The organism is Microbacterium sp. YJN-G (genome assembly GCF_015040615.1).
GTDB lineage: Bacteria > Actinomycetota > Actinomycetes > Actinomycetales > Microbacteriaceae > Microbacterium.
In genome coordinates, this window is record NZ_CP060402.1 from 997,666 (window position 1) to 1,022,118 (window position 24,453).

The 24,453-nt window shown below is 68.4% G+C and carries 29 protein-coding genes; 12 read left to right on the top strand and 17 right to left on the bottom strand.

All coding sequences use genetic code 11. The annotated features are described in order from the left end of the window. Position 1 precedes the first annotated feature (1 nt). The 3 genes from ehuD to ehuB are packed head-to-tail and all read right to left on the bottom strand — an operon-like array spanning position 2 to position 2,301. Positions 2-664, bottom strand: a complete 663-nt coding sequence (gene ehuD / locus H7694_RS04640) for an ectoine/hydroxyectoine ABC transporter permease subunit EhuD (protein WP_193598377.1) — start codon at positions 662-664, stop codon at positions 2-4. Next, entirely contained in the window at positions 661-1,386 is a 726-nt protein-coding gene (gene ehuC, locus H7694_RS04645) for an ectoine/hydroxyectoine ABC transporter permease subunit EhuC (protein WP_193598378.1), read from the bottom strand. The genes ehuD and ehuC overlap by 4 nt, the downstream gene beginning before the upstream one ends. A gap of 15 nt (positions 1,387-1,401) precedes the next feature. Continuing rightward, entirely contained in the window at positions 1,402-2,301 is a 900-nt protein-coding gene (ehuB, locus tag H7694_RS04650; RefSeq protein WP_193598379.1) for an ectoine/hydroxyectoine ABC transporter substrate-binding protein EhuB, read from the bottom strand. A gap of 210 nt (positions 2,302-2,511) precedes the next feature. Between ehuB and H7694_RS04655 the strand changes: the two genes are divergently transcribed. Next, positions 2,512-3,279, top strand: coding sequence for a GntR family transcriptional regulator (locus tag H7694_RS04655; protein WP_193598380.1), 768 nt, complete (start codon positions 2,512-2,514; stop codon positions 3,277-3,279). A gap of 171 nt (positions 3,280-3,450) precedes the next feature. Here the strand turns inward: H7694_RS04655 and fbaA are convergent, their stop codons facing one another. After that, on the bottom strand, positions 3,451-4,479 hold the full coding sequence (fbaA, locus tag H7694_RS04660; RefSeq protein WP_193598381.1) for a class II fructose-bisphosphate aldolase: 1,029 nt from the start codon (positions 4,477-4,479) through the stop codon (positions 3,451-3,453). Positions 4,480-4,662: 183 nt separating this feature from the next. Here fbaA and glpX point away from each other — a divergent pair, with 183 nt between their 5' ends. Continuing rightward, positions 4,663-5,649 (top strand): class II fructose-bisphosphatase, encoded by a 987-nt coding sequence (glpX, locus tag H7694_RS04665; protein ID WP_193598382.1) that lies wholly within the window; start codon positions 4,663-4,665, stop codon positions 5,647-5,649. 133 nt (positions 5,650-5,782) lie between these two features. After that, positions 5,783-6,067, top strand: coding sequence for a hypothetical protein (locus H7694_RS04670; protein ID WP_193598383.1), 285 nt, complete (start codon positions 5,783-5,785; stop codon positions 6,065-6,067). Between the two features lie 78 nt (positions 6,068-6,145). On the opposite strand, the gene H7694_RS04675 is transcribed toward H7694_RS04670, so the two are convergent. Together H7694_RS04675 and H7694_RS04680 are read right to left on the bottom strand one after the other, a co-directional pair. Then, the gene (locus tag H7694_RS04675; protein ID WP_193598384.1) at positions 6,146-6,739 is read right to left on the bottom strand and encodes a 3'-5' exonuclease; all 594 of its coding nucleotides are present in this window, start codon (positions 6,737-6,739) and stop codon (positions 6,146-6,148) included. Between the two features lie 73 nt (positions 6,740-6,812). Continuing rightward, positions 6,813-7,469: a class I SAM-dependent methyltransferase gene (locus tag H7694_RS04680; protein WP_193598385.1), complete on the bottom strand. Its 657-nt coding sequence runs from the start codon at positions 7,467-7,469 to the stop codon at positions 6,813-6,815. 130 nt (positions 7,470-7,599) lie between these two features. On the opposite strand from H7694_RS04680, the gene ychF reads away from it, so the two are divergent. Continuing rightward, entirely contained in the window at positions 7,600-8,673 is a 1,074-nt protein-coding gene (gene ychF / locus H7694_RS04685; RefSeq protein WP_193598386.1) for a redox-regulated ATPase YchF, read from the top strand. Positions 8,674-8,679: 6 nt separating this feature from the next. Here the strand turns inward: ychF and H7694_RS04690 are convergent, their stop codons facing one another. Then, positions 8,680-9,243 carry a histidine phosphatase family protein gene (locus H7694_RS04690; RefSeq protein WP_193598387.1) on the bottom strand — a complete coding sequence of 188 codons (564 nt, stop codon included), beginning with the start codon at positions 9,241-9,243 and terminating at the stop codon, positions 8,680-8,682. A 554-nt stretch (positions 9,244-9,797) separates the two neighbouring features. Here H7694_RS04690 and H7694_RS04695 point away from each other — a divergent pair. The 3 genes from H7694_RS04695 to H7694_RS04705 are packed head-to-tail and all read left to right on the top strand — an operon-like array spanning position 9,798 to position 10,957. Then, the gene (locus H7694_RS04695) at positions 9,798-10,340 is read left to right on the top strand and encodes an AAA family ATPase (protein ID WP_227468289.1); all 543 of its coding nucleotides are present in this window, start codon (positions 9,798-9,800) and stop codon (positions 10,338-10,340) included. 40 nt (positions 10,341-10,380) lie between these two features. After that, positions 10,381-10,662 carry a type II toxin-antitoxin system RelE/ParE family toxin gene (locus H7694_RS04700; RefSeq protein WP_193598389.1) on the top strand — a complete coding sequence of 94 codons (282 nt, stop codon included), beginning with the start codon at positions 10,381-10,383 and terminating at the stop codon, positions 10,660-10,662. Beyond that, the gene (locus tag H7694_RS04705) at positions 10,655-10,957 is read left to right on the top strand and encodes a HigA family addiction module antitoxin (protein WP_413782935.1); all 303 of its coding nucleotides are present in this window, start codon (positions 10,655-10,657) and stop codon (positions 10,955-10,957) included. Before H7694_RS04700 ends, H7694_RS04705 begins: the two co-directional genes overlap by 8 nt. 266 nt (positions 10,958-11,223) lie before the next feature. Here H7694_RS04705 and H7694_RS04710 read toward each other — a convergent pair whose 3' ends face one another. After that, positions 11,224-11,832 carry an NAD(P)H-dependent oxidoreductase gene (locus H7694_RS04710; protein ID WP_227468290.1) on the bottom strand — a complete coding sequence of 203 codons (609 nt, stop codon included), beginning with the start codon at positions 11,830-11,832 and terminating at the stop codon, positions 11,224-11,226. Positions 11,833-11,924: 92 nt separating this feature from the next. Beyond that, positions 11,925-12,353: a CHRD domain-containing protein gene (locus tag H7694_RS04715; RefSeq protein WP_193598392.1), complete on the bottom strand. Its 429-nt coding sequence runs from the start codon at positions 12,351-12,353 to the stop codon at positions 11,925-11,927. A gap of 142 nt (positions 12,354-12,495) precedes the next feature. Between H7694_RS04715 and H7694_RS04720 the strand changes: the two genes are divergently transcribed. Beyond that, the gene (locus tag H7694_RS04720; RefSeq protein WP_193598393.1) at positions 12,496-12,861 is read left to right on the top strand and encodes a hypothetical protein; all 366 of its coding nucleotides are present in this window, start codon (positions 12,496-12,498) and stop codon (positions 12,859-12,861) included. Between the two features lie 97 nt (positions 12,862-12,958). Here H7694_RS04720 and H7694_RS04725 read toward each other — a convergent pair whose 3' ends face one another. Together H7694_RS04725 and H7694_RS04730 are read right to left on the bottom strand one after the other, a co-directional pair. Then, complete coding sequence (locus tag H7694_RS04725) at positions 12,959-13,693, bottom strand: anaerobic ribonucleoside-triphosphate reductase activating protein (protein ID WP_193598394.1); 735 nt, start codon at positions 13,691-13,693, stop codon at positions 12,959-12,961. Continuing rightward, entirely contained in the window at positions 13,690-15,507 is a 1,818-nt protein-coding gene (locus H7694_RS04730) for a ribonucleoside triphosphate reductase (protein WP_193598395.1), read from the bottom strand. The genes H7694_RS04725 and H7694_RS04730 overlap by 4 nt, the downstream gene beginning before the upstream one ends. A 301-nt stretch (positions 15,508-15,808) precedes the next feature. On the opposite strand from H7694_RS04730, the gene H7694_RS04735 reads away from it, so the two are divergent. Together H7694_RS04735 and H7694_RS04740 are read left to right on the top strand one after the other, a co-directional pair. Next, positions 15,809-16,378, top strand: a complete 570-nt coding sequence (locus H7694_RS04735; RefSeq protein WP_227468291.1) for an alpha/beta fold hydrolase — start codon at positions 15,809-15,811, stop codon at positions 16,376-16,378. Between the two features lie 51 nt (positions 16,379-16,429). Continuing rightward, entirely contained in the window at positions 16,430-17,488 is a 1,059-nt protein-coding gene (locus H7694_RS04740; RefSeq protein ID WP_193598397.1) for a tellurite resistance/C4-dicarboxylate transporter family protein, read from the top strand. Between the two features lie 3 nt (positions 17,489-17,491). Here H7694_RS04740 and H7694_RS04745 read toward each other — a convergent pair whose 3' ends face one another. Beyond that, positions 17,492-17,989, bottom strand: coding sequence for a GNAT family N-acetyltransferase (locus tag H7694_RS04745; RefSeq protein ID WP_193598398.1), 498 nt, complete (start codon positions 17,987-17,989; stop codon positions 17,492-17,494). 175 nt (positions 17,990-18,164) lie between these two features. On the opposite strand from H7694_RS04745, the gene H7694_RS04750 reads away from it, so the two are divergent. After that, positions 18,165-18,728: a Dps family protein gene (locus H7694_RS04750; protein ID WP_413782926.1), complete on the top strand. Its 564-nt coding sequence runs from the start codon at positions 18,165-18,167 to the stop codon at positions 18,726-18,728. 98 nt (positions 18,729-18,826) lie between these two features. On the opposite strand, the gene H7694_RS04755 is transcribed toward H7694_RS04750, so the two are convergent. The 3 genes from H7694_RS04755 to H7694_RS04765 form a co-directional block, all read right to left on the bottom strand. Further along, on the bottom strand, positions 18,827-19,117 hold the full coding sequence (locus H7694_RS04755) for a Fe-S cluster assembly protein HesB (RefSeq protein ID WP_193598399.1): 291 nt from the start codon (positions 19,115-19,117) through the stop codon (positions 18,827-18,829). A 125-nt stretch (positions 19,118-19,242) separates the two neighbouring features. Continuing rightward, positions 19,243-19,734: a DUF6328 family protein gene (locus H7694_RS04760; protein ID WP_193598400.1), complete on the bottom strand. Its 492-nt coding sequence runs from the start codon at positions 19,732-19,734 to the stop codon at positions 19,243-19,245. 117 nt (positions 19,735-19,851) lie between these two features. After that, positions 19,852-20,871: a DUF2804 domain-containing protein gene (locus H7694_RS04765; protein WP_193598401.1), complete on the bottom strand. Its 1,020-nt coding sequence runs from the start codon at positions 20,869-20,871 to the stop codon at positions 19,852-19,854. 346 nt (positions 20,872-21,217) lie between these two features. On the opposite strand from H7694_RS04765, the gene H7694_RS04770 reads away from it, so the two are divergent. Continuing rightward, positions 21,218-21,376, top strand: a complete 159-nt coding sequence (locus tag H7694_RS04770; RefSeq protein ID WP_193598402.1) for a hypothetical protein — start codon at positions 21,218-21,220, stop codon at positions 21,374-21,376. Positions 21,377-21,501: 125 nt separating this feature from the next. On the opposite strand, the gene H7694_RS04775 is transcribed toward H7694_RS04770, so the two are convergent. Further along, entirely contained in the window at positions 21,502-22,605 is a 1,104-nt protein-coding gene (locus tag H7694_RS04775; protein WP_193598403.1) for a 3-deoxy-7-phosphoheptulonate synthase, read from the bottom strand. A 263-nt stretch (positions 22,606-22,868) separates the two neighbouring features. Further along, positions 22,869-24,344 (bottom strand): MDR family MFS transporter, encoded by a 1,476-nt coding sequence (locus tag H7694_RS04780; RefSeq protein WP_193598404.1) that lies wholly within the window; start codon positions 24,342-24,344, stop codon positions 22,869-22,871. Positions 24,345-24,453: the final 109 nt, after the last annotated feature.

Sequence of the window (24,453 nt, forward strand, 5' to 3'; positions counted from 1 at the left end):
GTCAGGTCGTGTAGGCAAGGCGCTTCTCCAATCGCCCGATGAGCAGCGAGGTCGGGTAGCTCGCGACGAGGAACAGGATCCCCGCCATGGTGATGGCTTCGATGAACCGGAAGTGCGATCCGCCGTACAGCTGGGCGGCGCGCACCATGTCGGTGACGGTGATGACCGCGAGGAACGGGGTCTCCTTGAACATCGAGATGACATAGTTGCCGAGTGCAGGCAGCGTCGAGCGCAGCGCCTGCGGGATGACGACCGCCGACCAGGTGCGGCGGCGCGACATCGACAGGGCGGTCGCGGCCTCCCACTGCCCGCGGGGCACCGCATCGATCCCGGCGCGGTACACCTCGGCCATGTAGGTGGCGTAGTGGATGCCGAAGATGATGATGCCCAGCGTCAGCGGCGGCACGGTGACGAAGGCGTAGTACGCGAACAGCAGCTGCACGACCAGCGGGGTCATGCGGATGAAGTTCATCACGAAAGTCAGAAGCCCGGCGACGGGGCGGGGGGTGCTCTTGCGTGCCAGCGCGATGATGAGCCCCAGCACCGCGGCGATGAGGCTTCCGAGCACGGTCACGTAGAGGGTGACGGTGAGGAAGGCCCACAGCATGTCGGGGAGCGCGGCGAAGACGTGGTCCCAGTTCCAGATGACGCGTTCGTCGTTCATGCGCGATCCCCTTCCGCGTCGACGGTGGGCGCCGCGACCGCTTCACGCAGCCGGGTGCCCTGACCGAGGCGGTGCTTGGCGCGTGCTTCGAGGGCGTTCATGGCGAGCGTGAGGATGTAGGCGATCACGAAGTAGACGACCAGTCCCAGGGAGTAGGCGAAGAACACGTCGGTGTCGACGCGCAGCCGGTTCAGCTCGGCGGTGAGGTCGACGATGGTGATCAGGTAGACCACGGCGGTGCCCTTGAGCAGCTGGATCAGCAGGTTGGTCAGCGACGGGATCATCAGTGCCCACGCCTGCGGGAAGACCACGCGCCACATGCGCTGGGCGCGCGACAGGCTGAGCGCCGTCGTCGCCTCCCACTGCCCGCGCGGCACGGCGTTGATCGAACCGCGCACCACCTCGGCGCCGTAGGCGCCGTAGTTCAGACCCAGGCCGAGGATGCCGACCAGCACGGGCGGCAGTTCGAGGTTGAAGGGCGGCAGCGGAAGCACGAAGAACAGGAAGAACAGCTGCACCAGCAGTGAGGTGCCGCGGAACACCTCGATCACGATGCGCGCGAAGCCGCGCAGCACGATGTTCTCGAACCGGGCCAGCAGGCCCAGTGCGATGGCGATGGCGAACGCCAGCAGGGCGCCGCCCACCGTGAGCTCGACGGTGATCAGCAGACCGTCGAACAGGTAGGGCAGCGCCCGCTGGAGCGCCTCGAGATTCTCTGTCACGTCAGGGGAGGGGTGTCAGCCGAGGTCGCCCGCGCAGAGCTGCTCGGTGGTGAGGTCGGCGGGCGGCAGGTTCTCGGCGGTGAATCCGAACGGCTCGACCAGGTCGAGGTAGGCCTGCTCGTCGCCGGTGATCTTCGCCAGCTCCTCGTTGTAGGCCTTGAGCAGCTCGGTGTCCTCCTTGCGGAAGACGGTCGCTCCTGCGCCGATCTGCTCGACGCCGTCGATCTCCTGCACGAACGCCCCGGTGGTCTCGAGGTCGTCGCTGTCCTTGGTCATCCAGTTCAGCGACACGGCGGTCAGGGCGAAGGCATCCGCCCGGCCCGACTGCACCGCCTCGAGACCGGCGGTGGCGCTGTCGACCTTGATGACGTCGGTGATGCCGAGATCCTCGGCGTAGCCCTCTTCGATGGCTCCCGACTGCACGGCCAGGGTGACCTCGCCGTTCGCGGCGACCGAGTCGAGGTCGCTGAGGTTCTGCGGGTTGCCCTTCGGCACCGCCAGCGTGGTGGTGTACATGATCTCGGGGTCGCTGAAGGCGGCCTGCTTGCAGCGATCGGGCAGGATCGACATGCCCGCGCTGATGACATCCCAGCGGCCGGCGTTCAGGCCCGGGATGAGCGAGTTCCAGTCGACCTCCTCGACCTTGATGTCGTCGATGCCGAGGTTGCTGAAGATCTCCTTGTGCAGGGCGACGGTGGCGCCGGTCGGCTCGCCGTCCTCGACCCACGAGTAGGGGCGCTCGGATGCCACGGCGAGCGTGATGGTGCCGGACTCCTGCGCCTTCTCGAGCGTCGTCTGGGCGCCCTCGGCGGCGTCGCCTCCGCCGTTGCCGCCGTCGGCTGCCGAGCAGCCGGCGAGGGCGAGTGTGATCACTCCCAGTGCGGCGAGTGCGATTCGGGGCGTGCGCGTGCTCATGTTGCTCCTCCTGGTGACCGTGGGTCGCGGCCAGGGTGGGTCGCGACCGCGGAACACGATACGGGAGATTGTCTACCTGCGTACAATCGGACGTGCAGATTGTCGACAATGAGACAAAAATGTTGCCCCGGGTGCTGAGATGATCGCGGCAGTGCACAGGGGACAATTGAGAGACGACGCAACAGGCGTCCAGCGGATGAGGAGATCCATATGCCCCGTGACCTGCCGCGCTCCGTCGGCCGGGCGGCCGTGCTGCGCGTGCCGCGGCTGTCGACCGTCGACCTCATCGCGATCGAGTTGCGCAAGGCGATCTTCTCCGGAGCGCTCGCCGTGGGCGCATCACTCGGCGAGGTCGAGATCGCCGCACAGCTGGGGGTGAGCCGCGGGCCGCTGCGCGAGGCCGCGCAGCGGCTGGTGCAGGAGGGCATCCTGGTCGCCGTGCCCGGACGCGGCATGAGTGTCGCCTCGATCGAGGGCGACGACATCGCGGATGTCTACGAGATGCGGCTGGCCATCGAGGCCCAGGCGGCGCGACGCGTCGCGCGCACCGCGGATGTCGAGGCGCTGGGCCGGGTCAGGCAGGCTTTCGACGATCTGGCCGCAGCCAGCGAGGGCGACGATGCGCGCGCGATCGGCGATGCGGATCTGGAGTTCCACCAGGTGCTCGTCGATGCGGCCGGAAGCGAGCGGATGACCCGGGCGATGGCGACGCTGGTGATGCAGACCCGCATCGTGAGCTTCAGCGTCGTCGACGGCTACTCGGTGCGCCGATCGATCTCGCCGACGTACCAGGTGCTGCTGGACGCGCTGGGCGCAGGAGACGCTGAGGCGGCCATCGCGGCACTGGAGAAGCAGTTCTCGGATGCCGTGTCACGCCTGCGCGGCGATGTCGAGGTCGACACGGTCGAGGTCGACGTCGAGGAGTCCGGCCAGGTCTTCCAACCGATCGGCTCCGCTGAGCTGTCTCCCGGGTCCTGAGCGAGGCGTTCGGGACAACGACGAAGGCGCCGCCGGATGACATCCGACGGCGCCTTCGTCGTTCCGGATCACTGACGGCCGGGGAAGAGCACGGCGTGTCGAGCCTGCGACACGCCGTGCTCTCTTGGGGCTCGTCAGTAATAACGAATGTTCAGGCGAGACCGAGCTGGGTCAGCTCTTGGACTGGCCGTATGAGCCGAGCTGGCGGGTCGAGGCGACCACGCGGGCGGCCATCGCCGACTCGGCGATCTTGCCCCAGGCGCGCGGGTCGTACAGCTTCTTGTTGCCGACCTCGCCGTCCACCTTCAGGACGCCTTCGTAGTTCTTGAACATGTAGTCGGCGATCGCACGCGTGTACGCGTACTGCGTGTCGGTGTCGATGTTCATCTTGATGACGCCGTTGGCGACCGCGGTCGCGATCTCGTCGTCGCTCGAGCCCGAGCCGCCGTGGAAGACGAGGTCGAGCGGCTTCGCGCCGGTGTTGTACTTCTCGGCGACCTGCGCCTGGATCTCGCCCAGCAGCTCGGGGCGCAGCTTGACGCCGCCCGGCTTGTACACGCCGTGCACGTTGCCGAAGGTGAGCGCTGCGATGTAGCGGCCCTGCTCGCCCAGGCCCAGTGCCTGAACGGCCTGGTCGACGTCGGCGAAGGTCGTGTAGAGGGCCTCGTTCGAGCCCTCGTGCGCGACGCCGTCCTCCTCGCCGCCGACGACACCGATCTCGACCTCGAGGATCGCGTTGATGTTCTTCATGCGGGGGAGCAGCGTGCGGGCGATCTCGATGTTCTCGTCGAGCGGCACGGCCGATCCGTCCCACATGTGCGACTGGAAGATCGGGTTGCGGCCGGCCTTGACCTCTTCCTCGCTGGCCGCGATGAGCGGCTCGACGAAGCCGGGCAGGGCGTCCTTGGGGCAGTGGTCGGTGTGCAGTGCGACGGTGATCGGGTAGCTCTTGGCGACCTCGGTCGCGTAGCGGGCGAAGGCGAGCGCGCCGGTGGCGCGGGCCTTGACCGTGTGGCCGGCGAAGTAGTCGGCACCACCCGTGGTGACCTGGATGATGCCGTCCGAGCCGGCGTCGGTCAGACCCTGCAGCACGGAGTTGATCGTCTGCGAGCTGGAGACGTTGAAAGCGGGGTACGCGAAGCCACCGGCCTTCGCGCGGTCGAGCATCTCTGCGTACTGATCCGGAGTGGCGACGGGCATGGGTTCTCCTGCTTCTGTGTGCGGGGGTCATGCTCACTTTAGCCGCGCGGATGCAGGTTCTTCTCGGCTGTTGCGCGCGCCCCGGATCTCGTTCTTGAGATGCTGTAAAGAACGGCGAATCCTTCACTCGGAAAGCGGGAAAACTCGCCGATTCCGACCCTCGCGATGGTTAGGCTGACCGGCATGGTGAGCCTTACAGCCGATCTCAGCCCCCTTCGTCCCGACCGCAACCTCGCACTCGAGCTCGTCCGAGCCACCGAGGCCGCAGCGATCCGGGCCGTGCCGTTCATCGGCCGCGGTGCGAAGGAGGCCGCTGACGGCGCGGCCGTCGACGCGATGCGCGCGTTCCTCGGCACCGTCGACTTCCAGGGTCGCGTGGTGATCGGCGAGGGCGAGAAGGACAACGCCCCGATGCTGTTCAACGGCGAGGAGGTCGGCACCGGGCGCGGCCCCGAGTGCGACATCGCCGTCGACCCCATCGACGGCACCTCGCTGACCGCGGCGGGACGCCAGAACGCGCTGTCGGTGCTGGCGGTCTCGGATCGCGGCACGATGCTCGACGCCTCGAGCGTCTTCTACATGGACAAGCTCGTCACCGGCCCCGCGGGTGTCGGCGTGGTCGACATCCGGCTGCCGATCGGCGAGAACATCCGCCGCCTGGCCAAGGCCCTCGGCAAGCCGGTGGAGGAGATGGTGGTCTCGGTGCTGCACCGGCCCCGTCACGAGCAGCTCATCCAGGAGATCCGGGATGCCGGTGCCGGCACCCGCCTGATGAGCGACGGCGACGTCGCCGGCGGCATCAACGCGGCCCGGCACACCGCGCGCACCGACATGTGCGTCGGCATCGGCGGCAGTCCAGAGGGCATCGTCACCGCCTGCGCCATCAAGGCGCTCGGCGGTCACATCCAGGGCATCCTGTGGCCCCGCGACGACGAAGAGCGCCAGCGCGGCATCGATGCCGGGCTCAAGATGGACACGGTCTACGAGGCCGACGACCTCGTCAAGGGCAACAACACGATCTTCGTCGCCACCGGTGTGACCGACGGCCAGCTCGTGCGCGGCGTGAGCCGAGAGGGCGACTACCTCTACACCGAGAGCGTCGTGCTGCGCAGCGCCTCGGGCACCCTGCGTCGCATCGTCTCGGATCACCTCGTCTCGAAGTGGCTCTGAGCGACGCCTGAGCCGGCGCCGGGCGCCGCACGCGGCACTGACCGGGGCTACTGGCATTCACAGCCACGCCTGGCACAATGTAGGCGTACCGGCGCGCCTTCGCGCCGGCAGGCCAGGAACAGGAGATCGCGGGATGTCATCTCAGGAGCAGACCGGGACGTCGAGCCGCGCTCAGCACATCACCACGAAGACCGGTCGCATCCTGCGCATCACCGACGCGCAGATCGCCGCGATCGCGGCGCAGAAGTCGGCACCGACCGCTCAGCCCGGGTTCGATCCGGCCCGCCGCAAGGACGTCCTGTTCCGCGTGCGTCGTGCCGAGGGGCACGAGATCAGTTCGTGGTGGATGATCGGCGCCTTCCTGCTGACATCCGGGATCGTCGTCGCCCTGCTCTCGGGCGTGCCCGGCGGCGCCTGAGCATCCGGCGCAGCATCCGACAGCGCATCCGCCGCGGCATTCGTCGTTGAGGCGACCCGTACGGGTCGCCGGCGCCGGTCAGGCGACGGCGCGCTCGGGAGTGGACGCCAGGGGAGCCGTCAGCGGCACACTCAGGGCGGAGCCCAGGGCGTCGACGTCGCTCACGCCCGCACGGCGGGCAGCGTCGATGATGATCTGCGCGCACGCGCGGGCATCGGCGAGGGCGTCGTGGTGAGAGAACTCCCCGAAACCGGCGGCCGCGGCCGCCTTCGGCAGCCGGTACGAATCGAGATCGTAGGTCTTGCGGGCGACCGCCAGCGAGCACAGCGAACGATACGGCGGAGCCGCGATGCCGGTCGCCTCGCAGGCACGGCGCAGCACGTTGATGTCGAAGCCGGCGTTGTGGGCGACGAGCACGTCGCCCCCGGCGAAGCCGCACAGCCGGTCGAGCTGCTGCACCCAGGTGGCGGCGCCGATCACATCGTGCGCGCGGATGCCGTGGATGCGCGTGTTCCACTCGTTGAAGACGTCGTGGCCCGCGGGCGGACGGATCAGCCAGCCGGTCTGCGCGACGACCTCGCCGTCGCGGACGCGGACGAGCCCGACAGAGCACGCCGACGCAGGACTGGAGTTCGCTGTCTCGAAGTCGATGGCGGTGAAATCCAGTGGCACGACACCACTCTCGTGCGTGCGGGCGGGCCCAGCCGCCAGGCGCGCCGGGATCGCCGCATCCGCGACCTGCCGGTCACGCCCGTTCGGCGCCGACGATGCACCAGACCCGCTCGGTGTGCCGGTAGCGTGGCACGAGCCCGTGACTCTCGAGCACGGCGACCATCTCGGCCGGTGAGTGCGCGAAAGCCCGGTACTCGTGCCCGACCATCCGGCACCAGCTGTTCACCACGGCCACGCCGGTACGTGTGAACCAGTTCCGCGGCGGGTGGCTGAACACGATCGCCCGGCGCGCGTGATCCGCCGCCGCACCCAGCAGCCGGACGTAGTCCGGATAGCAGCAGACGACGCGGTTGAGCACCACGATGTCGGCGGGGTCGACGGCATCCGGGGTGGCGGCCAGGTCGACGCCCAGCACCCGCTCGGCCCGGGCGAGGAGCCCGGCATTCCGCAGCATCCGCCGCGCTTCGCTCTCGTACGCACCCGACAGCTCGAGGTTCGTCGCCTTCGCCGCCCCGCGCTTGAGGAGCTCGAGCTGGATGTCGCCGATCCCGCCGCCGACCTCGAGGACGGTCGCCCCCTCGACGCCGCCCCGGGAGACGAAGTCGACCATCCGCCGTGCCGTCGGCGTGAGGCCGTTGCGGTCGTAATCGCGCGCGAGCCTGCGCGCGAAGCGGTCACCGAACTCGCGATCGTATCCGCCGGGCGTGTGAGGTGCGCAGCAGTCGTCCACGGCTCCAGTATGAGCCGGGCGCGCGCCTTCCGACAGGGCTGCGTGTCGCAACGTGACGCGGGCGTTCCGGGCGCTGCGGTCGTAGCCGTTCGCCGGGGGAGGGCATCCGTCACCGGTAGACTCTTGCCCCGTGGCTCTCACCATCGGAATCGTAGGACTGCCCAACGTCGGCAAGTCCACCCTCTTCAACGCGCTGACCAAGAACGACGTGCTCGCGGCGAACTACCCGTTCGCGACGATCGAGCCGAACGTCGGGGTGGTCAGCCTGCCGGATGCGCGCCTGAACGTGCTCGCGGGCATCTTCGGCAGCGAGCGCATCCTGCCCGCGACGGTGTCGTTCGTTGACATCGCCGGCATCGTGCGCGGGGCGAGCGAGGGGGAGGGACTGGGCAACCAGTTCCTCGCGAACATCCGCGAGGCCGACGCGATCGCACAGGTCGTCCGCGGCTTCGCCGATGACGACGTCGTGCACGTCGAGGGCGCCATCAACCCGCAGAACGACCTCGAGACCATCAACGCCGAGCTGATGCTCGCCGATCTGCAGACCCTCGAGAAGGCCATCGTGCGTCTTGAGAAGGAGGTCCGCGGCAAGAAGACCGACCCGGTCGTCCTCGAGACCGCGAAGGCTGCGCAGGATGCTCTCGAGCGCGGAATCCTGCTGTCGGTGAGCGGGATCGACCTCGCGCCGGTCCGCGAGCTGGGTCTGCTCACCGCGAAGCCGGTGATCTTCGTCTTCAACGTCGACGAGTCGGTGCTGACGGATGCCGCGCGCAAGGCGGAGCTGGCGGCGCTGGTCGCGCCGGCGAAGGCGATCTTCCTCGACGCGAAGATCGAGTCGGAACTCATCGACCTCGACCCGGAGGATGCCGCCGAGCTGCTCGCCTCGACCGGGCAGGACGAGTCGGGCCTCGACCAGCTGGCGCGTGTGGGATTCGACACCCTCGGCCTGCAGACCTACCTGACCGCAGGGCCCAAGGAGGCTCGCGCCTGGACGATCGGCAAGGGCTGGAAGGCTCCGCAGGCCGCCGGCGTGATCCACACCGACTTCGAGAAGGGCTTCATCAAGGCTGAAGTCATCTCGTTCGAGGATCTCGTCGAGACCGGCTCGGTCGCCGAGGCCCGCGCCAAGGGCAAGGCTCGCCTGGAGGGCAAGGACTACGTCATGCAGGACGGCGACGTCGTGGAGTTCCGGTTCAACGTCTGATCGGCTTCAGAGGCTGGTGAGGTGGCCGGTATCGCTCACGCTCGCGACCGCCCACTCGCCGGCCGGGCGAGACTGGAGCTCGGTGATGCTGGCGTTCGCGATCGGGAGTCTCAGCCAGGCATCGGCCGGAGCGCCGAGCGCGTGGCTGACGAACGACCCGATGACGAACGCGTGCGTGACGGCGATGATCACCTGATCGCTAATCATCTCGGTGAGCTGACGCCACGCGACGGCGATGCCGTCACCATCGATGTCTCGCTCTTCGACGGGCGTCTCGTCGAGGAAGTCCCTGCGATGGGGCGGATATTCGCCCAGTCGCTCGGGCGACGGATGGGGAGTCCGGTCCTCGAGAAGGCTGGTCAGCTGCACCGGACTGTCAAGCGAATCGCCCAGTATTTCGGCAGTCTGGCGAGCCCGGCGACGAGGTCCGTACAGAATGACGTCAGCGCGCGTGTTCTCGAGCCGTGCGGCGAGCAGAGAGGCTTGTCGTCGTCCGGTGGCACTCAACGGCGGGTCTGCCGTCTCATGCCCCGTAGCCTGCGCATGTCTGATCAGGATGATTGTCGACATCAGGTCACGGTAACAGCGCGGTTGGCGTGGGATCCCGAACGATCGACACTCATGGCCGGACGATCAGTCACACCAATTCGCGCCATGCGTCGTGATGCCGAGCTCTGACGCCATCCGACGGAGCTCCGCTTCAACGTCTGGCCGCGCCCTCCGGTGGAGCCGGGTATGGCGTTCGGGCGTCACCGACGACAGGCTAGCCTGGGTCGTATGGACCGCAGAGACCTGGGTGACGCCGCAACGCTCGCTGAGGTCGACTCATCCTGGGTGATGCGCCTCACCGAACAGAGTCGCGAACTCCGACGCTCCCTGAAAGGAGCCCGCGGGATGCGGTTGATTCCCGGAGTCATCAGCGACCAGTTGGCAGGATGCGAGCTGAGCCGGGCGCCGCTGACTCTGCCGCCATCCGTCTTCGGTCCGGCGCTCAAGGACTACCGCGACGCGGCCCGACGCAGAGCTGATCGCGAACGAGACCGCGGCTCGAGGCGTCGTTGGTGGTGGCCGACCCGTTCAGGCGTCAGCACCGATGGTGGAACTCGCCGACGGTCGAGGGTCGCGTGACCCGGCGCCTGGTGGTGGTCGCTGGTCTTCCGGGAGTCGGGAAGACCAGCGTCGCTGAGGCGCTCGCCGAGCGATGCGGTACGGTTCACCTCTCCATCGACGTGATCGAAGAGGCGATCCTCGCCTGCGGGCTGCCGTTGGGCTGGAAGGTGGGCGTCGCCGCCTATGAAGCTGCCCGCGCGATGGCCGAACTGAATCTGCGGCTGGGACACGACATCGTGGTCGACGCGGTCAACGACAGTGATGCGGCGCGGCAGACCTGGCGAACAGCCGCCTCGCGAACCGACGCGCGACTCGACTTCGTGCACCTCATGCTCCCCGATGAGCAGGAGCATGAGCGGCGCCTTCAGAACAGGGAACGCGGCCTCGCGCATGTAGGCGAGCCGACCTGGGCTGACGTTCAGCGCCGTCGCGCCGAGTACGCCGTCTGGTCCGATGACGTGCTCGAGTACGACACATCGGCGCGAAGCATCGACGAGATCGCAGACGCGCTTGTCGCGCGGCTCAATGGCGCCGGGATCCGGCAGCGATCGGATTGACGTCTAGCGTTATTAACGAGTTCCGTCATATGCTGGTCGCGTGATCAGGTCGTTCGGGAACAAGGACACCGAGCGCGTCTGGCACGAGCAATACGTCAAGCGCATCGACCGTTCGGTGCAGCGAGCGACCCTGCGGAAGCTCGAACTCATCCACGCGGCGAAAGACGTCGACGACCTCCGGATTCCGCCTGGGAACAGGCTGGAGCGACTGGTCGGCGATCGTCGCGGTCAGTACAGCATCCGCGTGAATGTGCAGTGGCGGATCTGCTTCACCTGGAGAGAGGGAGGTGCCGAGGTTGTCGAACTCGTCGACTATCACTGACGGTGATCTGATCGAACCGATCCATCCGGGGGAGATCCTGATGGAGGACTTCATCGAGGGTTTCGGGATCACGCAGAACAGACTGGCCGTCGCCATCGGGGTACCGCCCAGGCGGATCAACGAGATCGTGCACGGCAAGCGTGGAATCACAGCCGACACGGCGGTTCGTCTGGCACGGTACTTCGGGACGTCCGAGGAGTTCTGGATGAACCTGCAGTCGAACTACGAGCTGCGCCTCAAGCGTCGTGCTCTTCGGGACACGATCGCCGCGATCACACCGTTGAAGGTCGCGTGAAGAGGATGTCGTCACAGGCCTTCCGAAAGCAGCGGAACTCAACGGAGGTCGGAATCCATGGCTGAGGACAGGACGGCTGCGCGCTGGCGTTCGCACCTCGATGAAGTGAATCGCACCATCGAGTAGGTGCGCGACGCATGTGCGTCGGATGGCCGCGGCGGTGGACAGCCTGCGCTCCGCGCTGCGCACCGCATCGACCGCGCGACCCCGCCGGGCGGCGCCGACGCGCGGCGCCGACGCGCGGCGTCTCGATCGACGTCGTCGGCTCAGCCGGCTGACACCGCCAGCCGACGCGCCTCTGCCAGCCAGGCCTGACGCTGCTCCGGCGTCGAGCCGCCAAGGGGAGTCGCCAAGAGGCGACCGACGGTCGCGTCGCCGAGGTAGGCACCGACGCAGCGTTCCCAGATGGATGCCAGCGGATCGCCGAAGAACTCGGTCTCGCGCTGCAGCGGGGTGTCACCGGTGTTGAGCACGACCAGCCGACGCAGCGGTAGCAGGCTCGTGGGCTCGCCGTCCGCACTCTGCAGTTCGTAGACGACCCCTGGAGCGAGCACGGGATCCATCCAGCCCGCCATGATCGCCGGTGGTTTGCCCCACCAGTTCGGATGCGCGACGACCAGCGTGTGCGCCGTCGAGAGGTCACGGCGGTACCGGGCCGTCAGGGCGTCCGCGCCCGCGGTGAAGGCGGATTCGCCCGCCTGCCGGGTGGTCGTCGCCTCAGCGGGATCGAGCACCGGGTTGAAGCCGTCGACGTACAGGTCGTGGACGACGACCTCGTGTCCGGCATCCGAGAGCGCCGCCGCGGCGGCCTCGCCGAGCGCGTGCACGAAGCTGCCCTGACGGGGATGGGCCACGACTACCACCGAATGCGTCACAGCCAGGACTCTACCCAGCCGACCCGGCGTCCGCGCGGTCATCCGGTGCGCAGCCGCGACCCACCCTCTAGATCACTCGAGTTGGCCTTCGATCACTTGAGCTGCCCGCGCACCTCTCCGCCCGGGTACGTCGCGGTGTGCACGTTGACGTACCAGCCGCTCGGGTCAGCCTGCACGCCGGCGAGGATCGCGGGATCCGAGACCGTGGTGCAGTCCTCGACGTGGAACGACGTGGCGTTCGGCACGCTGAGCGGGATGCGGATCGGGCCGGCCTCGCCGCGCGGAGCGCTGTGCACGTGTGCGGCGGCCGCAGGGACGGTCAGGCCGGTGACGTCGAGGGTGTAGCAGAACTGATCGCCCTCGATCATGTAGCTGAACATTCCGTGCCCGCCGCCCTTGGCATCCGTCGTCTCCTGTCCGTTGTTCAGCGGGATGGCCGGTGCGGCGCTCGCGGCGGCGGCACCGCCGACGGCGAGCAGCGCGATCGCGGTGACGGATGCGGCGCGCGTGACGATGTGCATGATGACTCCTGACTTCGTTGACACTGGATTCGTCGTCGGCGCCGGTGTGCGGCGTCGACACTGGGAACACGACGCCGCGCGCAGCAGGGTTCAGATCCCGATCCTGACAGGGACGCAGAGGCCGAGCGGATACGCTCGCGGCATGCGTCGATTCGCCGTTCTTCCTCTTCTCGCCATCGGCTTGCTCGCCGGCTGCTCTCAGGTCGCGCAGTTCGCCGGAGACGCCGTGGGCGTCGATGTGCAGCAGGTGTGCACCTCGTTCGACGACGTCTACACGCAGTACGAGGGGCTGCTCGATCAGGGCGACGTCACCGCCGATCAGGCCGCCGCGGCCCGGGATGACCTGGTGAGCACCCTGGAAGGCGTTGCGGATGACATCGGCGGTGAGGTCGGCGACCTCATCCGGTCGAATGCCGAGCGACTGGCCCAGACGGCCGACCCGACCGCACCCGAGGCGATCGAGGCCGTCGAGGCCGTGAAGACCTCGCTCGACCCGTTCTGCGGCTGAGACCCCTGCGGCTGAAACGCTGGGCTGAAACGCTGCCCGGCCCCCACCGCGCGGGTGGTCGCGCACGATGGGGGCCGGGGGTCTGTGATGCGTGGACTCAGCGCCGGATGACCTGCTCGAACCGGTCGTCGTCGACGCCGTCGAGGTCGACCCGCCGGCCCGGCGCGGTAACGCGGGGGAGCACATCGCGGGTGCCGGTGTCGCGGAACCGCTGCAGCGCCCACGTGCGCACCCCGGCTTCGGCCAGACGTGCCGACAGCTCGTCGAGGTCGTGCTCGTCCACCGCCGCGGAGTGCACGGTCGTGCGCACCTCGAGGCCCAGCGGCGCGTCGTCACCGCGACGCTGCTGTTCGGCGATGATCATCCCGAGGCTCTGCCAGGCGCGATCGCTCGCCCCCGGACGCCCGACGACCTGCTCGTAGTTCGCTGAGGTCGCCTTGATGTCGAGGCCGATCCAGTCCAGCTTCGGCAGCAGGCTCTCGAGACGGCTCGGATACGCACCACCCGTGTGCAGTCCGACGCCGAAACCGAGTCCGCGCACGGCGGCGACCGCATCGGGCAGCGCGTGCTGCATGGTCGGCTCGCCGCCGGAGAACACGACGCCGTCGAGCAGCCCGACCCGGCGGGTCAGGTGCTGCCACACCTTCGACCACGGCAGCGTGCCGGCGGTTCGCGGATCGATCAGGGCGGGGTTGTGGCAGTAGAAGCAGTCCCACGGGCATCCCTGCAGGAACACCGTGCTGACGAGCTTGCCGGGCCAGTCGACACTCGACAGCCGCGACATCCCTGCCACCCTCAGATCGACCGCACCACCGGCACGCTGCGCGCTCATGCTGACGGCACCAGTGCCTGGTCGAAGTACAGCCGCTCGGCAGCCTCGCCCTTCTTGCCGATGTTGAACGACGAGATCGGGCGGAAGTAGCCCATCACGCGCGTCCACACCTCGCACTGCTGGCCGCAGTCGGGGCACTCCTCGTGGTGACCCGACACGTAGCCGTGCTGCGGGCAGATCGAGAAGGTCGGGGTGACCGTGATGTACGGCAGGCGGAAGCCGGCCAGGCACCGGCGCACCAGCGTCTTGCACGCCTCAGCCGAGACCATCGCCTCGCCCATGTACAGGTGCAGCACCGTGCCGCCGGTGTACTTGCCCTGCAGCGCCTCCTGCAACTCCATCGCCTCGAACGCGTCGTCGGTGTACCCGACCGGCAGCTGCGACGAGTTCGTGTAGTACGGGTTCGCCTCGGTGCCGGCGTGCACGATCGCCTTGCCGAACCGCTCGATGTCCGACTTCGCGAGCCGGTACGTCGCACCCTCCGCGGGGCTGGCCTCGAGGTTGTACATGTTGCCGGTGGCCTCCTGGAACTCGACCATGCGCGCCCGCACGTGGTCGAGCAGAGCACCGACGAGCTCCTGTCCCTCATCCGAGGTGATGTCGGTGGTGTCGCGCGTGAAGTTGCGCACGAACTCGTTGAGCCCGTTCACCCCGATCGTCGAGAAGTGATTGTTCAGGTTGCCCAGGTACCGCTTGGTGTACGGGAACAGCCCGCCCTCGATGTGGTGATCGATCACGCGGCGCTTGGCCTCGAGGGTGTCGCGGGCGATCTCGACCAGCTCGTCGAGGCGGTGCAGCACAGCATCCATGTCACCGGAGTGCACGAAGCCGAGCCGCGCGCAGTTCACCGTCACCACACCGAGCGATCCGGTCTGCTCGGCGGAGCCGAACAGTCCATTGCCGCGCTTGAGCAGCTCGGTCAGGTCGAGCTGCAGACGGCAGCACATCGAGCGGATCATGTGCGGGTCGAGGTCGGAGTTCACGAAGTTCTGGAAATAGGGCAGGCCGTACTTCGCGGTCATCGCGAAGAGCTCGTCGACGAGCGGTCCGTCCCAGTCGAAATCCTTGGTGATGTTGTAGGTGGGGATCGGGAAGGTGAACGAGCGTCCGTCGGAGTCGCCCTGGCTCATCACCGCGATGAACGCACGGTTGATCACGGCCATCTCCTCGGTGAGATCGGCGTACGTGAAGTCGCACACGGCGCCACCGATGAGCGGGTGCTGCTCGGCGAGGTCGTCGGGAACGGTCCAGTCGAACGTCAGGTTCGTGAACGGGGTCTGCGTGCCCCAGCGCGAGGGGACGTTGAGGTTGAAGATGAACTCCTGGATCGCCTGCTCGACCTGCTCGTAGGTCAGTCCGTCCAGACGCACGAACGGGGCGAGGTAGGTGTCGAACGAGCTGAACGCCTGCGCGCCGGCCCACTCGTTCTGCAGGGTGCCCAGGAAGTTGACCATCTGCCCGAGCGCGCTGGTGAGGTGCTTCGGCGCGGACGATGCGATCTTGCCGGGGGCGCCGTTGAAGCCCTCCTCCAGCAGCATGCGCAGCGACCAGCCGGCGCAGTACCCGGCGAACATGTCCAGGTCGTGGATGTGCAGGTCGCCCTCGCGGTGGGCGATGCCCGCCTCGGGAGCGTAGACCTCGTCGAGCCAGTAGTTGGCGATCAGCTTGCCGGCTGAGTTGAGGATCAGGCCTCCCAGCGAGTAGCCCTGGTTGGCATTCGCGTTGACGCGCCAGTCGCCGCGCGAGAGGTATTCGTCGATCGTGCTTCCGACCTCGACCGTTCGCGGTTCGGGGCGGGATTCCGGTGTGCGCATGGTGTTCTCCTCGAGTTGTCGCGTTGTCTGCGCCCTTCCGACCACCGGTGCGCTCGACCACTATATGTAGTGGTCGACCGTCTTGAAAAGTCCATATGTAGGGTCGAAGCCGTGAAAAACCCTGTGGTGCAATCGCGTTTGTGAGGGTATGCAATCACGCGTGTCGTGCCCGGGATTCGCCGATTCCGGGTGTACAAGCGGTGCCTCGAGAGCGCCCGTGCAGGGGGTTCTGCGACGCCCCGGGTACGCTGGTCGATGGCCGCGTACGAGCCGTCAGCCGACCGGAAGTGACCCCACCACAGTGACTGAACCCAGCATCTTCGAGCCCGCGGGACGCGCCGTGCCCTTCGTCGAAGAGGGCGAGGGGCCGGTCACCCTGGCGCTGATCACGAACCGCGCTCTCGAGGCCGACGGCCTCGGCGTCATAGCGCACTACCTCGCCGAGGAGGCGGGGTTCCGCGTCATCCGCATCGGCGCGCGTGCCGCAGCCGACGGCATCACCGCATCCGACCGTGCCGCCGACGCGGCCGCGGTGCTCGCGCATCTCGGGATCGCCGACACCTGGATCGGCGGACACGGTCACGGCGGCACCGTCGCCCGCGTCTTCGCCGCACAGCACCACGAGCTCGTCAACGGCCTGCTGCTGCTGGGCGTGGAGGACGAGCAGATCGCCCTGGCCTCCGGCATCCCGGTCCTGATCATCCAGGCCGAGAACGACGAGGTCACTCACGCCGCTCACGCCGAGGCGCTGCAGGCGACGGCGCCCGAGCGCGCGAGCATCGCACGCATCGCCGGCGCCGATCACTACTTCCCCGCCACCCACCCGATCGAGACCGCGGTCGTGATCGAGGAGTACCTCGACTGGGATTGATCCGGCCGCGTCGACGGTGAGTCGGCGGGCTCCACGTCCTATGATCTGCTCATGAATCCGGTTCGGGAGTCGATCGCCCAGCTGGCGCCGGGCTACTTCGCGGCCGTGATGGGCACCGGCATCGTGTCGATCGGGCTGCACGACGTCGGCGTCGAGCCGCTGTCGATCGCAATGATGTGGATCGCGGCCGTGCTGTACCTGGTGCTGTGGGTGATGTACGTCTGGCGCGCGATCGCGTACCCGCATCAGGTCGTGGCAGATCTGCGGAACCCCGAGATCGCATTCGCCTTCTTCACCGTGGTGGCCGCCACCGACGTGCTCGGGGTGCGCCTGGCCAAGGAAGGGCTGATCGGCATCGCCGCGCCGCTGTTCCTGCTCGCCGCCGCGCTCTGGTTCGTGTTCGGCTACGTGCTGCCCTGGCAGGTGCTGATGACTCGCGACGGCAAACCCATTCTCGCCCGCGCGAACGGCACCTGGTTCATCTGGGCCGTGGCCAGCCAATCGCTGGCCGTCGGAATGGCGCAGCTGCGCCCCCATGCGGATGCCGTGGCCGCACCGTGGGTGGGCCTGCTCGCGGTGCTCGCGTGGTCAGTGGGCGCCATCCTGTACGCGGCGATGGCGATGCTCGTGCTGCTGCGCGTCGTGCACTTCGGCGTGACGCCGGTGCAGTTCGATCCGGCCTACTGGGTCGCGATGGGTGCACTGGCGATCGCGGTGGTGGCGGGGGCGGGCATCGTCGAGACCGGCCGGACGCCCATGGTGGATGCCGTGAGACCGCTGATCGCCGCGACCGTCGTGATCTTCTGGGTGTTCTGCCTATGGCTCATCCCGCTGCTGATCGGCGCGGGCTTCTGGCGTCACCTGGTGCATCGCGTGCCGCTGCGCTACGTGCCGACGCTGTGGTCGATGGTCTTCCCGATCGGCATGTTCGCGGTGGCCTCGATCTCACTCGGCACCGCCGATGAGCTTCCGGCGGCTGGCGCCGTCGGCCGAGTGGCGCTCGTCGTCGCCGTGCTCGTGTGGGCGGTCGTGTTCATCGCGATGCTGCACCGCGCGTTCCGCACGGTGTGGGACACGCTGCACCCGCGCTCCGTCGCGGTGAGCGCCTGAGACTCAGCTGCGCAGCGGCTTGTGCAGGAACACCTGCTCAGTGCCGTCGTCCTGCGGTACGCGCTCGCTGACCCGGTAGCCGCACGACTCGTACAGCCGCAGGTTCGCCTCGCTGCGGCTGCCGGTGAACAGCTCGGCCGCGGCAGCTCCGCTGCGCTGCTCGGCGACCTCGAGCAGCCGCCGTCCGATACCCTCGCCCTGCATGTCGGGGGCGATCGCGATCCGCCCGATGAGCAGCAGGTCGCCGTCGAGACTGCCCCGGATCGCTCCCACCAGTCGTCCGCCGATGCGCGCGGTCCAGCCGGCGCAGTCCGTCAGCTCGGCGCGGACGGCCTCGAGGGTCTGCGTGAGCGGCGGCATGTCGACGCTGCCGTAGATCTGCGCCTCTGAGACGAACGCGGCCCGCTGCAGCGTCATCACCTCACCGGCATCATCCGGTGAGATCGCGGCGATGACGAGGTCGTCATCGTCGATCCCTGCGACGTGGTCCTGATCCGGCATCCTCTGCTCCCTCTCTGCATGCTCTCGACCTGATGGCACCCTCAACGCGTACGCCGTCGCAGCACGGTAAATCAACCCCCTCGTGACCGCGCTCGACCCGATGTTAGCTTCGCTGCGCGCGTTCCCCCGAGCGCGCAGACCAGACGAACATCGCAGAATCCACGAGGTGATGAACATGGCAGACAAGCGCACGGCGAAGAGCAGCACGTCCGCGAAGAAGTCCGGATCGGCGAAGAAGACGGCCGGTGCCGAGACGACAGATCGTCAGAACGCCGAGAAGGGCTTCACGGCCTCGGCGACGCTCAGCCGCGACTTGCAGGCGGTGCTCGTCGACCTGATCGAGCTCTCGCTTCAGGGCAAGCAGGCGCACTGGAACGTCGTCGGCCGCAACTTCCGCGACATGCACCGCCAACTCGACGAGATCATCGCGGCGGCACGCGCCTTCAGCGACGATGTCGCAGAGAGGATGCGGGCGCTGCACGCCGTGCCGGATGGACGCAGCGCGACGATCGCGGGATCCACCACGCTGCCCGAGTTCCCCGCCGGCGAGGTGTCGACGACCGACACTGTCGACCTCATCACCCGCCGGCTGGAGGCGACGGTGGCCACCATGCGCTCGGTGCACGATGCCGTCGACGAGGAGGATCCGACCTCGGCGGACATCCTGCACACCATCATCGAGAAGCTCGAGCAGTTCGCCTGGATGGTCAGCGCCGAGAACCGCACGCCCGAGGGCTGACCTCATCCCCGCCGGCGTCCTGCGCCGAGCGGCCGAACACAGCAGAAGAGCCGCCGTCCCGAGGGGAGACGGCGGCTCTTCCGGTCTGTGACGGCCCGTCAGGCCGGCTGGGGGAGCAGCGTGAACGACACCGCCCCCTGCTCGTCGACGGCGGCATCGAGCACCTTGTCGTCGAGAGCCTCGGCAGCGGCCTTCTCGAGGAAGACGTGCAGGTCCTCGTCGCCGATGACCGCGTCACCGGGTTCGGCGGTCGGGACGATGGTCACCGCGAAGCGCGGCTCGGCCTCCGTACCCGACGAGTGGATGCGCAGTCCCGCATCCGGGGTCGTGGCCTGCTGGGCGACGATTGTCGCCGCGATCGTGTTGGCGTTCTCGGTCAGGGTGAGCAAGTCGCTCTCCTTCCGGTTGCGGGACACCGCACCGGCCAGCGCGGTGTCCGAGCCACGATTCCGCACTCGCCGGACGCATTCAACCTCAGCGCCGAACTCGGAGGGCATTCACAACTCCGGGCGGCTCAGCTCATCCCTCGCCGCATCAGCTGCGGCAGCCCGACCCACAGCAGCAGGATCACGATCAGGCCGATGGCCGCTGAGATCACCGCCATCGGCCTGCTCAGCGTGACGTCCAGGATCAGCGCCACCACGCCGACGGTGACCGCGCCGATCACGACGAGATTCACCTTCACCAGCCGGTTCGCCGTCCGCACCAGCTCCGGCTTGCGCTGCTCGTGGAAGAGGATGCGGTGCAGCCCCACCGGTGCCAGGGCGAGCACGGTCGCCGTCGCCGCCAGCAGCACCAGCACGATGTAGAGCGCGACCTGGACAGCATCCAGATCGAGGAAGCGCGGCTGGAAGGCGACGGCCAGCAGGAAGCCGGTGAGGATCTGCGTGCCGGTCTGCATCACCCGCAGCTCCTGCATGAGCTCATTCCAGTTGCGATCGGCGCGCTCGGCCGGGGTCTCATCGGGGCGCGGCTCTTGCGCGTCGCCGGCGGTCGCTTCGTCCATGTCCGGAACCGTACCGCGTGGGAGAAGGGATGGACAGCAGGCGCACACGGAACCCATCGGCCGAGGCGATCGGATGCTCCATCCCGGATGCCGTGCATCAGTCCCGGATGCCGCGAGTCACCATCTGCTGCGGACGTCCTCGGCCCAGCCGAGGATGCCGTCCGCCTCGATCCACTCGCCGTCGTCGGCTCGCAGCCTGCCCGACCAGTGCCCGAAGGCCTGGTTCGCCGTGGAGGCGACCAGCAGCAGCTCGGTTCTGCTCGAGCGCACATGGAACGGCGTGAACTCCAGCAGCATCCTGTCGTTGCGCACGTGCCACGGTGCCGACCAGTCATCGGCGTCGAACTGCCACTCCAGGGCGCCGGCGACCTTGTGCAGCCGCCCGTCCACGGTGAACGCGTTCTGCGAGACGCCGTGCCGGACCGCGAGGGGTCCGCAGCCACCCAGCTGCAGCCCGATCCGTCGTCGGCCGGCCATCCCGGCCCCCGCGCCCCAGTTCCCGTGCGTCCGGTACGGCAGGCGTCCGCGCAGATGATCCAGGATCGCCCACGACGAACCGGCCGGCACGTCGTACTCGACGCCGTCCACGCGGATCGTGCCGTGCGCCGGACGGTCGACGTCCTTCACGGTGTACTCGGCGTGGAACGGGCTGAACGGCGCCGCGGTGCCCATCGCCTCATGGCGGCTCGGACGTGTCGCGACGATGTCGACGTTCACCCGCGGGGTGCGCGCGAGCAGCAACGTGCCGGCGTCGGCATCCACGAACTCGAGGGTCGCGCGTCGTCCGCGTGATCGGGCGGGACCGTGCCCGAGTGTGCCTGGCAGTTCGACGCCCAGATCGAGCGGGCTGATCTCGAACAGGTCGACCTCCTCGCGACGAGCCCGATCGAGCACCCACACGCCGCGCACGTTGGCATAGTCGAGCGCGCCGATCGTGAGGGCGATGATGTGGGTGGGGGAGGTGATCGCCCAGTACTCCCAGCGCTTGTTGCGGCCCCAGCCGCGGGCGCCCTGCCCCACCCCGTCGGTGTCGATCAGCTGCCGCCGGGTCCAGCCGATGGCGGCCGGGTTCTGCAGTCCGCGGTCGTCGAGCAGCCGTACCGGGTCGGTGAGCTCGCGCTCGGACTCGTCGCTCATTGCACGCTCCGGACGGGGATGACGGTCACCGTCGCGAAGGCGATCACCATGGACGGCCGGAACGGCAGACCAGGCTGACGGGTCACCTGCAGGGTAGAAGCGGCGATGCTCACGAGCATCCTTTCGGGCGCGACGATGCGCCGTGGACCGGCATCGCGCGGGGGGCACGGCGCCGGAGTCGGGTCCTCTCACTGTACGTGCTGGTCGCCGCCTGCGGAACGGCGGGCCGGTGGAATGACGGAATGGCGGAATGACGGGCCGGTGTGGTGGGCGTCCAGTGTGGTGGCGGGCGATGCGGATGCCGTGGTCCGGCCCCGGCGCCTCCGGGGAGGCGTACGATCGAGGGATGGCTGAACAGAAGGCTCCCGGCCTCGAGGCGTCGTCATCGCCCGCGCTCACCGCGCCCCCGGGACTGCAGATCCTCGGCTCGGAGTCCGAGGTCGGGCTGTGCACCGACGGGTACTGCGTGCTGCCGCCCGCCGTGCCGGCTGCGCGCGCCGACTGAAGCCGCAGACTCCGCACTCCGCCCTTCCCGACTCCGCCCTCCCGCGCCGTCCGGTCCTCGCGCCCGGCGCCCCGGTGCGGCCCCGCAGCATCGCTGCGATCCACGCCGGGGCGACCCGGCGGCGCTCAGGAGGCCGGCGACGCCTGCGCACGCTCCCGACGCTCGCGGGATGCCGCGGCCAGCTGCGCGAGCGCGTCGACCGTGACATCCCACCCCATGCAGGCATCCGTGATGCTCTGACCGCGCACGAGACCTTTCGATCCCGTTGACACGTCGTGCTTCTGGGCGCCCGCGACGAGGTTGCTCTCGAGCATGAGGCCGGCGATCGCGCGGCCATCGGCCGCGATCTGCGCGGAGAGCTCGACGACCACCTCGGACTGACGGACATGGTCCTTGCCGCTGTTGCCGTGGCTGGCATCGACGATCAGCCGCTCGGTGAGGCCGGCGGCGGTGAGACGCTCCGACGCGCGGCGCACGTGCTCGGGGCTGTAGTTAGGGCCGTCGGCGCCGCCGCGCAGGATCACGGAGGTGTCGGGGTTGCCGGTGGTGCTTACCAGGCTGGCGCGCCCGTCGGATCCGATGCCGAGGAAGGCCTGCGGGGCGGATGCCGCGGATGCCGCGTCGAGTGCCACCTGCAGGCCGCCGTCGGTGCCGTTCTTGAACCCCATCGGCATCGACAGGCCGGATGCCAGCTGCCGGTGGATCTGGCTCTCGGTGGTGCGGGCGCCGATCGCACCCCACACGATGAGGTCGGCGGTGTACTGCGGGCTGATCGGCTCGAGGAACTCGGTGGCGCACGGCAGGCCCAACGATGACACGTCGCGCAGGAAGGCGCGCGCCAGGCGCAGCCCGGTCTCGATGTCGTGACTGCCGTCGAGGTGGGGGTCGTTGATGAGGCCCTTCCAGCCGACCGTGGTGCGCGGCTTCTCGAAGTAGGCGCGCATGACGATCAGCAGGTCGTCGCGGTGCTGCTCGGCCTCGGCGGCGAGCCGGCGGGCGTACTCGAGCCCGGCATCCGGGTCGTGGATGGAGCACGGTCCGACCACGACGAGCAGGCGGTCGTCCTCGCCGTTCATGACGGCCCGAACTTCGTCGCGGGCTCGGGTGATCATGGCGGCGAGATCATCGCCGACGGGTAACTTGGTGATGATGTCGGCCGGGGCCGGCAGCGTCGCGAAGCCGCTGACGTGCAGATCGGCGGTGCGGTCGAGTGTCTCGGTGGTGTGCATGGGGGTCCTGTCCTGGTCGGAGGCGGACCCTGCGCAGAGCCCGCCGAAACGGCACGGGGCTTTGCCCCGAAACGGCACAGGGCAGAGCGGATGCTCTGCCCTGTCGGCTCTGAAGGTGTCGGTACGCGCTACATCGGCGCCGGCCCCTCCAGAGCCGACTCGAAATACGCATACCAACGGGTGATCATGCGAACACACTACAGCACACGGGACCGGGCGGATCCCCGCCCGGTCCCGTGTGACGACCTGATCGTGTCGCGGGCTCAGTGGCCTGCGTGCCCGCCGCCCTCGCCGTCGTCCTCCGGCTTGCGGATGAGGAACGCTCCGATGATCGTGACGGTGGCGATGATGGCGCCGATCAGGATCGACGTCCGGGTGCCCTCGGCGACAGCCGCCGGGACCTCGGTTCCACCTCCCGCCTTGGTGACGGCTGTGAAGATCGCCATCATCACCGCGATGCCCGCGGCGCCTGCAACCTGCTGGATCGTGCCGATCACCGCGCTGCCGTAGGAGTAGAACTTCGGCTTGAGCGACGCCAGCGACGCGGTGAACAGCGGCGTGAACGACAGTGCCAGTCCGACCGACAGCAGCGTCTGCGCGACCAGGACGAGCCAGATCGAGCTGTCGACCGTGAGCGTGCTGATCAGCCAGAGCATTCCCGAGGCGAGGATCGAGCCGGGGATCAGCAGGATCTTCGTGCCGCGGCTGTCGTAGATGCGGCCGATCACCGGCCCGAGCAGACCCATCGCCAGTGCGCCGGGCAGCACGACCAGGCCGGCATCGAGCGCACTCAGCTCGAGCGCGTCCTGCAGGAACAGCGGGATGACGGTGATGCTGCCGAAGAACGCCAGCGACAGCAGGAACATCTGGGTCATCGACAGCGTGAAGTCCCGCGAGGTGAACACGCGCAGATCGAGCAGCGCATCGTCCTCGCGCTGCAGGATCACCTGACGCCAGAGGAACAGGCCGAGCCCGGTCACGCCCACGACGAGCGCGATCGCCATCGGCATCCAGCTCGTCCCGTTCTCGAGGCCGCCGATCTGGCTGAGACCGAACACGAGACCGCCGAATCCGAACGCCGAGAGCACGATCGAGAGGGCGTCGATCGGCGCGTGGGTGGTCTCGCCGACGTTGGTCAGCCAGCGCCAGCCGATGAACATCGCCACGAGTGCGATCGGCAGCACGACCACGAAGATCGCGCGCCAGCCGAAGTGGTCGAGCAGGAAGCCCGACATGGTGGGGCCGATCGCCGGTGCAAGCGAGATGACGACGCTGACCCGGCCCATCATGCGGCCGCGTGAGGCGGCTGGGACCAGGTTCATGATCGTCGTCATCAGCAGCGGCATCATGACCGCCGTACCCGACGCCTGCACGATGCGCGCGGCCAGCAGCATCGTGAAACCGCTGGCGAACGCGGCGACCAGGGTGCCGATCGAGAAGAGCGTGATGGCGCTGAGGAACATCTGCCGCGTGGTGAAGCGGCGCAGCAGGAAGCCTGTGATCGGGATGACGACGGCCATCGTGAGCATGAAGGCGCTGGTCACCCACTGCGCGGCGATCGGGGTGATGCCGAGGTCGGTGATCAGGTGCGGGATCGCCATACCCATCGTCGTCTCGTTGAGGATGGCGACGAAGGCGGCGGCCAGCAGCACCCAGATGACGGCCATGTCCTTGGCGGGGATGATGCCCGGTTCTGAGCGCTGCTGCACTCGAGAGGGGCCGGTTCGGATGGCGGACATGGTCCTCCTCAGGAGTGGTCTGTGGGATGCGATCCGCGACTGCGGCGGATCAGCCATTCAGCGTAACCGGTGCCTCCGACATTCCATTCCCCTCCGGCGCCCGATCCGC

Excerpts from the sequence above, each read along its gene's own strand:
- ehuD (WP_193598377.1), bottom strand. The coding sequence starts at position 664 with ATGAACGACGAACGCGTCATCTGGAACTGGGACCACGTCTTCGCCGCG.
- ehuB (WP_193598379.1), bottom strand. The coding sequence starts at position 2,301 with ATGAGCACGCGCACGCCCCGAATCGCACTCGCCGCACTGGGAGTGATC.
- H7694_RS04655 (WP_193598380.1), top strand. The coding sequence starts at position 2,512 with ATGCCCCGTGACCTGCCGCGCTCCGTCGGCCGGGCGGCCGTGCTGCGC.
- fbaA (WP_193598381.1), bottom strand. The coding sequence starts at position 4,479 with ATGCCCGTCGCCACTCCGGATCAGTACGCAGAGATGCTCGACCGCGCG.
- glpX (WP_193598382.1), top strand. The coding sequence starts at position 4,663 with ATGGTGAGCCTTACAGCCGATCTCAGCCCCCTTCGTCCCGACCGCAAC.
- H7694_RS04670 (WP_193598383.1), top strand. The coding sequence starts at position 5,783 with ATGTCATCTCAGGAGCAGACCGGGACGTCGAGCCGCGCTCAGCACATC.
- H7694_RS04690 (WP_193598387.1), bottom strand. The coding sequence starts at position 9,243 with ATGTCGACAATCATCCTGATCAGACATGCGCAGGCTACGGGGCATGAG.
- H7694_RS04715 (WP_193598392.1), bottom strand. The coding sequence starts at position 12,353 with ATGCACATCGTCACGCGCGCCGCATCCGTCACCGCGATCGCGCTGCTC.
- H7694_RS04720 (WP_193598393.1), top strand. The coding sequence starts at position 12,496 with ATGCGTCGATTCGCCGTTCTTCCTCTTCTCGCCATCGGCTTGCTCGCC.
- H7694_RS04725 (WP_193598394.1), bottom strand. The coding sequence starts at position 13,693 with ATGAGCGCGCAGCGTGCCGGTGGTGCGGTCGATCTGAGGGTGGCAGGG.
- H7694_RS04730 (WP_193598395.1), bottom strand. The coding sequence starts at position 15,507 with ATGCGCACACCGGAATCCCGCCCCGAACCGCGAACGGTCGAGGTCGGA.
- H7694_RS04740 (WP_193598397.1), top strand. The coding sequence starts at position 16,430 with ATGAATCCGGTTCGGGAGTCGATCGCCCAGCTGGCGCCGGGCTACTTC.
- H7694_RS04745 (WP_193598398.1), bottom strand. The coding sequence starts at position 17,989 with ATGCCGGATCAGGACCACGTCGCAGGGATCGACGATGACGACCTCGTC.
- H7694_RS04750 (WP_413782926.1), top strand. The coding sequence starts at position 18,165 with ATGGCAGACAAGCGCACGGCGAAGAGCAGCACGTCCGCGAAGAAGTCC.
- H7694_RS04760 (WP_193598400.1), bottom strand. The coding sequence starts at position 19,734 with ATGGACGAAGCGACCGCCGGCGACGCGCAAGAGCCGCGCCCCGATGAG.
- H7694_RS04765 (WP_193598401.1), bottom strand. The coding sequence starts at position 20,871 with ATGAGCGACGAGTCCGAGCGCGAGCTCACCGACCCGGTACGGCTGCTC.
- H7694_RS04770 (WP_193598402.1), top strand. The coding sequence starts at position 21,218 with ATGGCTGAACAGAAGGCTCCCGGCCTCGAGGCGTCGTCATCGCCCGCG.
- H7694_RS04775 (WP_193598403.1), bottom strand. The coding sequence starts at position 22,605 with ATGCACACCACCGAGACACTCGACCGCACCGCCGATCTGCACGTCAGC.
- H7694_RS04780 (WP_193598404.1), bottom strand. The coding sequence starts at position 24,344 with ATGTCCGCCATCCGAACCGGCCCCTCTCGAGTGCAGCAGCGCTCAGAA.